At 60.3% G+C, this 12,877-nt stretch carries 12 protein-coding genes; 7 read left to right on the top strand and 5 right to left on the bottom strand.

Going from position 1 to position 12,877, the window contains the following annotated elements:
* Positions 1-148: 148 nt before the first annotated feature.
* Both J3P76_RS00315 and J3P76_RS00310 read right to left on the bottom strand, forming a co-directional pair.
* Complete coding sequence (locus J3P76_RS00315; protein WP_434608656.1) at positions 149-760, bottom strand: c-type cytochrome; 612 nt, start codon at positions 758-760, stop codon at positions 149-151.
* A gap of 45 nt (positions 761-805) precedes the next feature.
* Positions 806-1,096, bottom strand: coding sequence for a c-type cytochrome (locus J3P76_RS00310; RefSeq protein WP_420766022.1), 291 nt, complete (start codon positions 1,094-1,096; stop codon positions 806-808).
* A 191-nt stretch (positions 1,097-1,287) separates the two neighbouring features.
* Here J3P76_RS00310 and yihA point away from each other — a divergent pair, with 191 nt between their 5' ends.
* Positions 1,288-1,929 (top strand): ribosome biogenesis GTP-binding protein YihA/YsxC, encoded by a 642-nt coding sequence (yihA, locus tag J3P76_RS00305; RefSeq protein ID WP_420766023.1) that lies wholly within the window; start codon positions 1,288-1,290, stop codon positions 1,927-1,929.
* A 474-nt stretch (positions 1,930-2,403) separates the two neighbouring features.
* On the opposite strand, the gene polA is transcribed toward yihA, so the two are convergent.
* A complete protein-coding gene (polA, locus tag J3P76_RS00300) occupies positions 2,404-5,172 on the bottom strand; it encodes a DNA polymerase I (protein ID WP_434561456.1) in 2,769 nt (922 codons plus the stop codon).
* A gap of 74 nt (positions 5,173-5,246) precedes the next feature.
* Between polA and J3P76_RS00295 the strand changes: the two genes are divergently transcribed.
* A complete protein-coding gene (locus J3P76_RS00295) occupies positions 5,247-5,534 on the top strand; it encodes a DUF2782 domain-containing protein (RefSeq protein ID WP_030138994.1) in 288 nt (95 codons plus the stop codon).
* 59 nt (positions 5,535-5,593) lie between these two features.
* A complete protein-coding gene (locus tag J3P76_RS00290; protein ID WP_434675624.1) occupies positions 5,594-6,544 on the top strand; it encodes a homoserine kinase in 951 nt (316 codons plus the stop codon).
* A 131-nt stretch (positions 6,545-6,675) separates the two neighbouring features.
* Here J3P76_RS00290 and znuA read toward each other — a convergent pair whose 3' ends face one another.
* The gene (znuA, locus tag J3P76_RS00285; protein WP_434675623.1) at positions 6,676-7,608 is read right to left on the bottom strand and encodes a zinc ABC transporter substrate-binding protein ZnuA; all 933 of its coding nucleotides are present in this window, start codon (positions 7,606-7,608) and stop codon (positions 6,676-6,678) included.
* 66 nt (positions 7,609-7,674) lie between these two features.
* On the opposite strand from znuA, the gene zur reads away from it, so the two are divergent.
* From zur to J3P76_RS00265, 4 genes are read left to right on the top strand one after another with little or no spacing between them, the layout of a single operon-like run.
* On the top strand, positions 7,675-8,157 hold the full coding sequence (gene zur, locus J3P76_RS00280) for a zinc uptake transcriptional repressor Zur (RefSeq protein ID WP_109752856.1): 483 nt from the start codon (positions 7,675-7,677) through the stop codon (positions 8,155-8,157).
* Positions 8,157-8,939: a zinc ABC transporter ATP-binding protein ZnuC gene (gene znuC, locus J3P76_RS00275; RefSeq protein ID WP_434701385.1), complete on the top strand. Its 783-nt coding sequence runs from the start codon at positions 8,157-8,159 to the stop codon at positions 8,937-8,939. Before zur ends, znuC begins: the two co-directional genes overlap by 1 nt.
* Positions 8,932-9,720, top strand: coding sequence for a zinc ABC transporter permease subunit ZnuB (gene znuB, locus J3P76_RS00270; RefSeq protein WP_420766029.1), 789 nt, complete (start codon positions 8,932-8,934; stop codon positions 9,718-9,720). Before znuC ends, znuB begins: the two co-directional genes overlap by 8 nt.
* Before the next feature lie 37 nt (positions 9,721-9,757).
* Positions 9,758-10,468 (top strand): PA5502 family lipoprotein, encoded by a 711-nt coding sequence (locus J3P76_RS00265; RefSeq protein WP_434561462.1) that lies wholly within the window; start codon positions 9,758-9,760, stop codon positions 10,466-10,468.
* A 119-nt stretch (positions 10,469-10,587) separates the two neighbouring features.
* On the opposite strand, the gene katE is transcribed toward J3P76_RS00265, so the two are convergent.
* Complete coding sequence (gene katE / locus J3P76_RS00260; protein ID WP_434649495.1) at positions 10,588-12,723, bottom strand: catalase HPII; 2,136 nt, start codon at positions 12,721-12,723, stop codon at positions 10,588-10,590.
* Positions 12,724-12,877: the final 154 nt, after the last annotated feature.

Here is a 12,877-nt window from a genome sequence, read left to right as displayed (position 1 = left end):
GTTTTTCAGACAGGGCCCGGCGGGTTCAGTTTCGCTAGTGTAACGGCAGCGGCCACAAAAAAGGGCGGCCAAAGCCACCCTTTTGATTTTTGCATCGATAGATTAATCGGGCGTTAACGTTGCAAGAGATGTCCCCCTTGCAACGGCCTCAGTGCAGGCCCTGGATGTAGCTGGAAACGGCCGCGATGTCTTCGTCGCTCAGCTTGCGAGCAATCGTACGCATGGTCATCGCGTCGCCATCGTTGGCGCGACCACCTTCTTCCTTGCGGAAATCGGTGAGTTGCTTGGTGATGTACTGGGCATGCTGGCCGCCCAGGTGTGGGAAACCGGCAGCGGCGTTGCCCTTGCCGTCAGGGGAGTGGCACCCGGTGCAGGCTGGGAGGCCTTTTTCCAGGTTGCCACCGCGGAACAGCGCTTCGCCGCGAGCCACTAGTTTTGGATCGGCGGCGCCAACGCTGCCCTTCTGGCTGGCGAAATACGCCGCGAGGTCCGCCAGATCCTGATCGTTCAGGTTGTTCAGCAGGCCGGTCATTTCCAGGACGACACGCTTGCCATCCCTGATTTCCTTCAGCTGCTTGGTCAGGTAGCGCTCACCCTGGCCCGCCAGTTTTGGAAAGTTGGGCGCCATGCTATTGCCATCCGGACCGTGGCAGGCCCCGCATACGGCCGCTTTCGCCTGACCGGCGGCGGCATCGCCAGCGGCGTGGGCTACGCCGGATATCCCCAAGGTCAACAGCAGACTCACGATCAGTTTGTTCATCAGCTAATCCAACTACGGCTAAGGGTTAAGAGTTATGGACCGGGCTTACTCGCTCATCCACTGGATGATGGCTTGGTAATCCTCGGCACTGCAGTCCATGCACAAACCACGCGGCGGCATCGCCTTGAAACCCTGGGTCACGTGTTGCACCAGCGTCCCCATACCTTTCGCCAACCTCGGCGTCCAAGCTTCCTGGTCACCCTTGCGAGGCGCCATGGGTAGTTGGCCGGAATGACAGGCACCACAAACACGGTTGTACACAGCTTCCGGATCCTGTGTAGCCTGAGCGCTGTAAAGCGGCATCAAGACACCGGCAGCTAGCAGCCATTTCGTCATAAAACGACCTTTTCAGGGTTGGGAACGAGCTGCGTTCTGATGCGCAATTCAGTTCTATCGCTCCCGTGAGCTTCATCCTACGCTGGGACAAAGCGCACACAAAATCTGCGGCATTATATACTGGCGTCACTGAAACGGAAACGACACAGCTTGCCGCGTCCATTCCCGACGCCGCCCACATCGGAAATCCCATGCAACTGAAGAACCCCATCCTTGGCCTGTGCCAACAGTCCACCTTCATGCTCAGCGCTGCCAAAGTCGATCAATGCCCTGACGACGAAGGTTTCGAAGTGGCTTTCGCCGGACGTTCCAACGCTGGCAAGTCCAGCGCGCTGAACACCCTGACCCATGCAAGCCTGGCGCGCACCTCGAAAACCCCAGGTCGCACGCAGCTCTTGAACTTCTTCAAGCTAGACGATGAACGCCGTTTGGTCGACCTGCCGGGCTACGGTTATGCCAAGGTGCCAATCCCGCTCAAACAGCACTGGCAACGTCACCTGGAAGCTTACCTGGGTAGCCGCGAGAGTTTGAAAGGCCTGATTCTGATGATGGATATCCGCCATCCGATGACCGACTTCGACCTGCTGATGCTCGATTGGGCCGTTGCCAGCGGCATGCCGATGCACATCTTGCTGACCAAGGCCGACAAGCTCACTTACGGCGCGGCAAAGAACACCCTTCTCAAAGTGCAATCGGAGATCCGTAAGGGTTGGGGCGACACGATTACTATCCAGTTGTTCTCTGCCCCCAAGCGCATGGGGCTGGAAGAGGCCTACACGGTATTGGCCGATTGGATGGAGCTGGCGGACAAGGGCGGCGAGGCGGCTGAATAGCCAAATCGCAGGCAAAAAAAACCCCGGACTTCGTATGGGGAGGGGGAAGTTCGGGGTCCAAGTTCCGGACCGCTAGGGCGGGGTCCAGATATCTGCCAACACTTAACACAACATAGGAGCATTGAAGGGCTTCACCAGCCATTCAGAATCTCTGAGTGGTAATTCACAACTTTAGTTCAGATTATTTTGGAAATAACTGTAGGAAATTTCAGAGCTAACGAGGCCACGCCTGGGTTTGCGGTGATGCAATGCGGTATCGATTGCCTGGGCTGACGCTATCGCGAGCTTGCTCGCGATAGCCATATCCCTATCCTGACACCAATCCCCTGTGGCGAGGGAGCTTGCTCCCGCTGGCCTGCGCCGCAGGCCCGTGCATTTTCCAGTAGACCGCATCGCCCGGTTTACGACTACTGCGCAGCCGAGCGGGAGCAAGCTCCCTCGCCACAAGAGCTCGGAGGTCTCAGCACGAAAGAATCAGTGTGCCTCGTCCCAGTTATTGCCCACGCCCACTTCCACCAGCAGCGGCACGTCCAACTTAGCCGCGGCGCTCATGTGCTGGCGGATTTCCACACTCACCTGGTCGACCAGGTCTTCACGCACTTCCAGAACCAGTTCGTCGTGGACCTGCAGGATGACTTTCGCATCCAGCCCTGACGCGCTCAGCCAGCCATCCACGGCAACCATGGCTTTCTTGATGATGTCGGCCGCCGTGCCTTGCATCGGCGCGTTGATGGCGGTGCGCTCGGCGCCTTTGCGCAGGGCCGGGTTTTTCGCGTTGATGTCCGGCAGGTACAACCGGCGACCGAAAATGGTTTCGACGAAACCTTGTTCGGCGGCCTGTGCGCGGGTGCGCTCCATGTACTCCAACACACCGGGATAACGGGTGAAGTAGCGATCGATGTAAGCCTGGGACTGCTTGCGATCGACACCGATCTGCTTGGCCAGGCCGAAGGCGCTCATGCCGTAGATCAAACCGAAATTGATTGCCTTGGCGCTGCGTCGCTGATCATGGGTCACCGCCTCCAGCTCTACGCCGAATACTTCGGCAGCAGTGGCGCGGTGCACGTCCAGGTCGTTGCGAAAGGCATGGAGCAACCCTTCATCCTTAGCCAGGTGCGCCATGATCCGCAGCTCGATCTGCGAGTAGTCCGCCGCCAACAGCTTGTAGCCTTTGGGCGCGACGAATGCCTGACGAATCCGACGGCCTTCCGCGGTGCGGATAGGAATGTTCTGCAGGTTCGGGTCTATGGATGACAAACGCCCGGTCGCGGCGACGGCCTGCTGGTAGTTGGTATGGACGCGTCCGGTGCGGCTGTTGATCTGCTCCGGCAGGCGATCGGTGTAGGTGCTCTTGAGCTTGCTCAACGAGCGGTACTGCATCAGCACCTTGGGCAGCGGGTAATCCTGCTCCGCCAGCTCGGCAAGCACTGCTTCGGCGGTCGATGCCTGGCCCTTGGCGGTTTTGCTGAGCACCGGCAAGCCGAGCTTTTCGTACAGGATCACGCCCAATTGCTTGGGCGAGCCCAGGTTGAATTCCTCACCGGCAATGGCAAACGCCTCACGCTCCAGCGCCACCAATTTGTCACCCAGCTCGACACTCTGTACGCCGAGCAGGTTGGCATCCACCAGCGCCCCTTGGCGCTCGATGCGCGCCAGGACCGGCATCAACGGCATTTCGATCTCGTTGAGCACCTTGCCCAGGCTTGGCGTGACGGCCAGTTTTTCTTGCAAGGCCTGGTGCAGGCGGAAGGTCACGTCGGCGTCTTCGGCCGCGTACGGGCCCGCCAGCTCAAGTGAAATCTGGTCGAAGCTCAGCTGTTTGACGCCTTTGCCGGCGATGTCCTGGATATCGGTCTTGCTCTGCCCCAGATATTTCAGCGCCAGGCTGTCCATATCGTGACGGGTCGCCGTGGAATCCAGTACGTAGGACTCCAGCATGGTGTCGAAGACGATGCCCTGCACCAGGATGCCGTTGTTTTGGTCGCCATCGATGGCGCAATTAGCCAGGATGTTGGTTTCGAACTTGGCATGCTGACCGACTTTGAGCTTATGCGGATTTTCCAGCAAAGGCTTGAGCGCCTTGAGCACTGTGTCACGATCCAATTGCTCCGGCACGCCCATGTAGGAATGGGTCAGCGGGATGTAGGCCGCCTCGAAAGGGGCCACGGAGAACGACAACCCCACCAGTTGAGAGTGCTGCGCATCCCCACCATTGGTTTGTGTCACCAGGGAAAACAGCGGCGCCTGCTCCAGCTTCGCCAGCCACGCATCGAAGCTGGCCTGATCAAGGATGACCTCGTACTTCTTCTCGATACCCGCCGCCGGCTCTTCGTTGACTTCCACGATATCCTGGCCGGCACGCTTGGCGTCGCGCTGGTTCTCTTCGAACCAGCTCTTGAATTCCAGCAGCGTATACAACTCGGCGAGCTTTTCGTGATCCGGCGAGCCCATCTGCAGGTCGTCAAGGCCGATATCCAGGGGCACGTCTGTCTTGATGGTCGCCAGTTCGTAGGAAAGAAACGCCATTTCCTTGTGTTCTTCCAACTTGGCAGCCAACGTCTTGGCGCCGCGAATCGGCAGCGTGGCAACGATGTCCAGTTGCGCATACAGCTCGGTCAGGCCGCCGTTGACGCCTACCAACAGGCCGGACGCGGTCTTCGGTCCGATACCCGGAACGCCCGGGATGTTGTCGGAAGAATCGCCCATCAACGCCAGGTAATCGATGATCTGCTCTGGAGCGACGCCAAACTTCTCCTTCACGCCAGCCACGTCCAGCGCACTACCGGTCATCGTATTGACCAAGGTAATGTGCCCATCGACCAGTTGCGCCATGTCCTTGTCGCCAGTGGAGATCACCACAGGCCGGTCGGCGGCGGCACTGCTACGGGCCAGGGTGCCGATCACGTCGTCGGCTTCGACGTTGTCCACGCACAGCAGTGGGAAACCCAGGGCCTTGACGCTGGCGTGCAGCGGTTCGATCTGCACGCGCATGTCGTCGGGCATGCTTGGGCGGTTGGCTTTATATTCAGCGTACAGCGCATCGCGAAATGTCCCACCCTTTGCGTCGAATACCACCGCGAATGGGCTGTCCGGATACTGCTTGCGCAGGCTCTTGAGCATGTTCAGCACGCCCTTGACCGCACCGGTCGGCAGGCCTTTGGAGGTGGTCAGCGGTGGCAGCGCGTGAAAGGCGCGGTACAGATAAGAAGAACCGTCCACCAGGACGAGGGGGGCTTGGCTCATGAGCAGGATCAACCTTTTCGGCGGGTCCGGGGCTAGAATAGCGGGACCGTTGACGACAAAGGGACAAGGTTATCATGCGTACACTAAATCGCCTGTTACTCGCTGGTTTGTTTGCATTCACCCCGATAGCCGTCATGGCAGCGGATGACGCTCCCTCGGCGGACCCGGATGTCACTATCCGCACCGAAGGCGATAAAACCATCCAGGAATATCGGCAAAACGGCTTTTTGTACGCGATCAAGGTCACGCCCAAGAACGGCAAGCCTTATTTCCTGGTACGCGCCGACGGCACCGATGCAAATTTCATCCGCTCGGACCAGCCGGATATGCTGATCCCTTCGTGGAAAATCTTTGAGTGGTAATGCCGCTCTCGACTTCAACCGGCGCTCGCTGCAGAGCGCCCGTACTGGCAGTTTTAACCATGTCTGTGTTCACGCCCCTGGCTCGGCCCGAGCTGGAAACCTTTCTCGCCCCTTACGGGCTCGGCCGCCTGCTTGACTTCCAGGGGATCGCCGCTGGCAGCGAAAACACCAATTTTTTCATCAGCCTTGAGCGGGGCGAATTCGTCCTGACCCTGGTCGAGCGCGGCCCGGTGCAGGAAATGCCGTTCTTCATCGAGCTGCTGGACGTGCTGCACGACGCCAACCTGCCGGTGCCCTACGCACTGCGCACCACCGACGGCGTTGCGTTGCGTGAACTGGCCGGCAAACCGGCACTGCTGCAACCGCGCCTGGCCGGCAAGCACATCAAGCAGGCCAATTCGCAGCATTGCGCGCAGGTCGGCGAATTGCTCGCACACCTGCACCTGGCGACACGCGACAAAATGATCAAGCGCAAGACCGATCGCGGCCTCGACTGGATGCAGGAGGAGGGTGCCAAGCTGTTGTCGCGCCTCGATGCCGAAGCCCATCGGCTGCTGGAAACAGCGCTGGACGAGATCTCGCTGCAAAAGGTCGGCATCCTCGCGCTGCCTCGCGCCAACATCCACGCGGACCTGTTCCGCGACAACGCGATGTTCGAAGGCACGCACCTGACCGGATTGATCGATTTCTACAACGCCTGCTCCGGGCCGATGCTTTATGACGTCGCCATCGCCTTGAATGACTGGTGTTCGGACGATGACGGCGTGCTCGACGGTCCCCGGGCAAGAGCACTGCTGGGGGCCTACGCCGCGCTACGGCCGTTCACCGCCGCCGAGGCGCAGCTGTGGCCGACCATGCTGCGCGTGGCGTGCGTGCGGTTCTGGTTGTCGCGGTTGATCGCCGCCGAATCGTTTGCCGGGCAGGATGTGTTGATTCACGATCCCATGGAGTTCCAGCAGCGCTTGGCGCAGCGGCAGACGGTTCATGCGTTGTTGCCGTTCGCCCTATAACAGCAGGCCGGCGCGAAGGCTTTTGTGGCGAGGGAGCTTGCTCCCGCTCGGTTGCGCAGCGACCGCAAGATTTTTAGGGCCGCTTCGCGCGCCCAGCGGGAGCAAGCTCCCTCGCCACAAGAGCAGTGGGGTTATAACGACTCCAGACACCCCGCCAGATCATTGCCCAACTTTTCCAACAGCTGCTCATATCCTTGCGCCGTCGCAGGGGTGTAGCCGCCCAGTGCGTCCAGCTCCGCCAGTTTCACCGGCAACCCGGCCACCAGGGTTTCGGCCAGGCGCGGGCGCAACGGCGGCTCGCTGAAGACGCAGGTCTTGCCTACCGCTTGCAAGCGCGTGCGCATCGCCGCCACATGCTGGGCTCCGGGCTGCACTTCGGCGGCCACGGCGAACACACCGGCGTGCTTGAGGCCGTAAGTGTCTTCGAAATAATCGAACGCCTCGTGAAAGACAAAATAAGGTTTGCCCGCGACCCCGGCCAGGCGGGCCTTGAGGCGTGTATCCAACGCATCGAGACGCTGGTTGAAGCCCTTGAGGTTGCCTTGGTAACGGGCAGCGTTCGCCGGATCCGCAGCGCTCAGGTCAGCCGCCATCCTGGCGGCGATCACCCGCGCATTGTGCGGCGAAAGCCACAGGTGGGCATCCACGGTGCCGGGGCGGTGGTCGTGATCGTGGTCATCGCCCTGATCATGGTCATGATCCTCGTGGGACGCGCTGTCCTCGGCGAAATGACGCAACTTGAGCCCCGGCAAGTCCTGGACCGCGATGGAAGGCAAGGTACGACCATTCAGCACACGCGGTAGGAAACCTTCCATGTCTGGGCCGATCCAGTAGAGCAAATCCACCGATTGCACCTTGCGTACATCGGATGGCCGCAACGCATAGTGATGGGGCGAAGCCCCCGGCGGTAGCAATACCTGCGGAACTGCCACGCCGTCCTGCACCGCGGCGGCAATCAATTGCAGCGGCTTGATGCTGGTGAGTACCTTGACGTCCGCCTGGACCGGGCCGATCAGCAGAAAACTTGCGACAAAAGCGACAAAGAGCGAAAAAATTCGGGACACGATGACCACTCGGAGAGACGAGAACGGGTAACATAATAACGTCTCTCACCAAACTCGTCGCTGCCCATGCCTATCACACCCCTTGCCAGTCGTCCCCACGATCACTCCCACTGCGTGCACAGCGCACTGTCCGAGGCCGACGCCATCTGCGCGCGCCAAGGGTTGCGCCTGACCGCCCTGCGTCGGCGCGTGCTGGAATTGGTCTGGCAAAGCCACAAGCCGCTGGGTGCATATGACATCCTCGCGGTGCTCAGCGAGCAGGACGGCCGACGGGCCGCGCCGCCGACCGTCTACCGTGCGTTGGACTTCCTGCTGGAAAACGGCTTGGTGCATCGCATCTCGTCGCTGAATGCCTTCGTCGGCTGCAACCACCCGGAGCACGCCCACCAGGGCCAGTTCCTGATCTGTCGCGAATGCCATGCGGCGATCGAGCTTGAACAAAAATCCATCAGCGACGCGATCATCGCCAGCGCCAAGGAGGTCGGCTTCGTGGTCGACACCCAGACCGTCGAAGTGGTCGGACTCTGCTCCGGCTGCCAGGGGGCCTGATGAGCAACGCGTTGATCCGCCTCGACCAGGTGGCCGTGACGTTCGCCGGGCAGAGCGTGCTGGACAACATCCATTTAAGCGTCGAACCGGGGCAGATCGTGACCTTGATCGGCCCCAACGGCGCCGGCAAGACCACCCTGGTGCGCGCCGTGCTGGGTTTGCTCAAGCCAAACAGCGGCAGCGTCTGGCGCAAACCCAAGTTGCGCGTCGGCTACATGCCGCAAAAACTCCACGTCGATCCGACCTTGCCGCTTTCGGTCCTGCGCTTCCTGCGCCTGGTGCCAGGCGTCGATCGCGAGCGAGCCTTGGCGGCGCTGAAGGAAGTCGGCGCCGAGCAAGTGATCGACAGTCCGGTGCAAAGTGTTTCCGGGGGCGAGATGCAGCGTGTATTGCTGGCCCGGGCCCTGCTACGCGAGCCGGAGTTATTGGTGCTCGACGAGCCCGTGCAAGGCGTCGATGTCGCGGGACAGGCCGAGCTATACAGCTTGATCACCCGCCTGCGCGACCGCCATGGTTGCGGCGTGTTAATGGTCTCCCACGATCTTCATTTGGTCATGAGCACCACCGACCAAGTGGTGTGCCTCAACCGCCACGTCTGCTGCTCCGGCCACCCCGAACAAGTCAGCGGTGATCCAGCATTCGTCGAATTGTTCGGAAAGAACGCACAGAGCCTGGCGATTTATCACCACCACCATGACCATGCCCATGACCTGCACGGTTCGGTGGTCAGCGCCCCTTCTGCTTCCGATCATGTTCATGGAGACGGCTGCAAGCATGGCTGATTTTCTGTTGTATGCCCTGCTTGCAGGCTTGGCCCTCGCGCTCGTGGCTGGTCCACTGGGCTCGTTCGTGGTCTGGCGGCGCATGGCATATTTTGGCGACACCTTGTCCCATGCGGCGCTTCTGGGCGTGGCCCTGGGTTTCCTGCTGGACGTCAGTCCCGCAGTGGCCGTTACCGTCGGCTGCCTATTGCTGGCGGTGGTGCTGGTGACCCTGCAACAGCGCCAGCCGCTGGCGTCCGACACGTTGCTGGGCATCTTGGCCCCCAGCACCCTGTCCTTGGGATTGGTGGTGCTGAGCTTCATGCGTGACGTCCGTATCGACCTGATGGCCTATCTGTTCGGTGACCTGCTGGCGATCAGCCCGGCGGATCTCTCTTGGATCCTCGGCGGCAGCGCGGCGGTATTGGCGTTGCTCGTGGCGCTGTGGCGTCCGCTGCTGGCGGTCACGGTCCATGAGGAGCTGGCGCGGGTCGAAGGTTTGCCCGTGGTGGGCCTGCGTTTGGCGCTGATGCTGTTGATCGCGGTTGTCATTGCGGTGGCGATGAAGATCGTCGGTGTGTTGCTGATTACTTCGTTGCTGATCATTCCGGCGGCTGCGGCACAGCGTCACGCTCGCTCGCCCGAGCAGATGGCCCTGGGCGCGAGCCTGCTGGGCATGCTCGCCGTATGTGGCGGGCTGGCACTTTCATGGTTCAAGGACACCCCGGCCGGCCCGTCCATCGTGGTCAGCGCCGCGGCGTTGTTTCTGCTGAGTTTTGTCCTACCCCGTCGAGGGGTGTAGACTTGCTCGCTTTTTGCGCAAATAGAGAGTCGCAGGAATGAAGCCGTTCGCCTCCCGTTATCTGCTCCTTGTCGCGTTTTCCCTGCTGGGCGCCTGCCAGAGCACGCCGCCGGTCACCCAAGCCCCTGATACGCGGGGTCCGGCCCTCGCGCAGCTGCAACAGAGCCTGGCCGGCAATGAATTGGCCACCGCCGAAGATCAATTGGCAACGTTGCAGGCTCAATCGCCGGAAGACCCATCGTTGGAGCCTTACCAGCGTCAACTGGCCGAGGCGTACTTGCGCCGTAGCCAGATCGATCTGCAGAAAGGCGATGTAAATGCCGCCGCCACGGCCCTTAGCCGAGCTCGCGCCCTGATGCCAAAGGCGCCGGCGCTTACCGGCGAAGTCAACAGCGCGATTGCCGAAGCGCGTAAAGCCGACCTGGAAAAAGCCGAGGCCGATCTCAAGGCCGCCGAAGCCAAGCCGGTCGCCAAAATGATCGATCCGAGCGCACCCAGCACAACAGTCGCGTTGAATCTAGGTGATATTCGGCAAATGCGTCATCAACTGGACGCCATCGCCGCAGATATTGTGAATTTCAAGTGTGATGTCAGCATCCAGGTGCCGCGCACCGATGATTACCCTTGGTTGGCGACATTGCTGAGCAAACGAGTCAAGAAGCTAGATCCTGGGTTCGATCTGAAACTGCGCAAGCAAATTTTGCGCAACGTGCCTGCGCAGTTGGTCCTAACTCCGCGCAAGCCCTGAAAAAGCCTCGTCGGAACGCTGCCCGTAGCACGCTCGCTTCCCATGAGTTTAGTGAACGACTACTAACCCCCTGGGAGCGAGCTTGCTCGCGATAGCGTCCGGCGGACAACAAATTTCCTTTAGGCCGGAACCGCCTTGGCCTTAGCCTCACGCGCCCAAACCCGATGTTGAGCAATCGCGTCAAAAAACGCCTGGAACTTGCTCGCGTCGGCATCCGGAATCAACCCTGCGTCCGCCTCTAGCTTCAACAACACCAACAACTGCCGGGCTTCGCCATGCAGCGCAATGGCCTTGAGGTGTTTGTAAGCTTCCAACAGGTAGTGCAACGCCACCCCATCGGCACTCAAGGCTTTGATCGACTCCACGCCACCCGGCACAAACACCGCGTCGAAGGCAATCGACGGCAGGCCTTCCATCGAAGCATCCACCGGCAGCGTTTGTCCGTTGGCCGCCGTCACCGGAGCGGACGTCGGACCAAGGATCTTCGCGTGGGCGCCTTCTGCCTCCAGCGCCTTTTTGAGCGCATCGATGATCGCGCCGTCGACGCCATTCGCCACCAACACCGCGACCTTGCGCGTCTTGATGTCGCCGGACAGCAGGTTCGCCTGGCTCAATGCCGGGGACTGCTGCAACGAAGGCGTCGGAACATCGACCGTACACGCGGTGGGTGCCGGCAAGCCGAGGTTTTTCGCAACGCGCCCGGCCAACTCCAGATCGATATTGGCGAGAATCTCGTTTACCTGCCTCGCCCTGATGAACTCGCGCTCCACCTTGCCCAGCTCGAAGCTATAGGCCGCGATAATGTGCTCTTGTTCGTGGGCGCTCATGCTCTTGTAGAACAGCCGAGCCTGGGAGAAATGATCACCGAACGAATCGCTGCGCTGGCGGATCTTGTGGGCGTCGATACGCTCCGGATAGCTTTCGAAACCGCCATCTTGAGGACCTGGCGGGGTTTCCTTCGGCCAGCCACCGTCGATGGAGTTCGGCTCGTAGGACGCGCGCCCTTTATCGATGGTGGTGCGGTGCATCGCATCACGTTGGCCGTTGTGCACGGGCGTGATGGCGCGGTTAATAGGCAGCTCATGAAAATTCGGGCCGCCGAGTCGGCTGATCTGCGTATCGGTGTATGAAAACAGCCGTCCTTGCAGCAATGGGTCGTTGGTGAAGTCGATGCCCGGCACGATATGTCCTGGGCAGAACGCAATCTGCTCCACCTCGGCGAAGAAGTTGTCCGGGTTGCGGTTCAGTACCATCTTGCCCAACGGGGTAATGGGCACAAGTTCTTCTGGGATGATCTTGGTCGGGTCGAGCAAGTCGAAGTCGAATTTATGCTCGTCTTCCTCGGCAACGATCTGAACGCCGAACTCCCACTCGGGGTAGTCGCCCATCTCGATGGATTCCCAAAGATCGCGACGATGATAATCGGTGTCCTTGCCTGCAAGCTTCTGGGCTTCGTCCCACACCAGGGAACAAGTGCCCGCCTTGGGCCGCCAGTGGAATTTGACGAAGCTGCTGCGCCCTTCAGCGTTGATCATACGGAAGGTGTGCACGCCAAAACCCTGCATCGTGCGCAGGCTCTTTGGAATCGCCCTGTCGGACATGGCCCATATCACCATGTGAGCAGATTCCGGAACCAATGAGACAAAATCCCAAAAGGTGTCGTGGGCCGAGCCACCGGTGGGGATTTCGTTATGGGGCTCGGGTTTCACCGCGTGGACAAAATCTGGAAATTTCACCGCGTCCTGGATGAAAAATACCGGCATGTTGTTGCCCACCAGGTCGAAGTTGCCCTCGTCGGTGAAAAATTTCACGGCAAAACCGCGCACGTCCCGTACGGTGTCACCGGAACCGCGTGGACCCTGCACGGTGGAAAAACGCACGAACACAGGCGTTTTTTTATTGGGGTCTTGCAGGAAACCAGCCTTGGTCAGGGCCGCATGTGATTCATAGGCCTGAAAGTAGCCATGGGCACCGGTCCCGCGGGCATGGACGATGCGCTCCGGGATCCGCTCATGGTCAAAGTGCGTGATTTTCTCACGCATGATGAAATCTTCCAGCAACGATGGCCCACGGGCGCCGGCACGCAGGGTGTTCTGGTTATCGGCGATTTTTACGCCCTGGTTTGTGCGCAGCGCCTGTTCCGTGGCATCGGAGCGAAACTGCTCCAGGCTTTCGAGCTTGGCGTTGGTGTTGGTGCGATCCAAGGTATCGGTCCCGGCCAGTTGGCTAGGGGCGGCAGGCTTTTTAGTGCTCATCAGGCGTGACTCCTCGTTGCGATCCCCGCCGTGGCCAGGACCCGTGAGTTCGATGCGCCAGGCACGGTACCTGGGCATGTTTTGAGTTGCCTAATGAGTGACCAGTACCGTTTCGCTGTGTTCCTTTTTAATGTCCTTTGATCGCCTTATTGCC

The sequence above is a fragment of the Pseudomonas sp. D1-36 genome (genome assembly GCF_051132205.1).
Taxonomy (GTDB): Bacteria; Pseudomonadota; Gammaproteobacteria; order Pseudomonadales; family Pseudomonadaceae; genus Aquipseudomonas.
The sequence above is the reverse complement of the archived record's forward strand: the minus strand, read 5'-3'. Positions and strand labels throughout refer to the sequence as shown.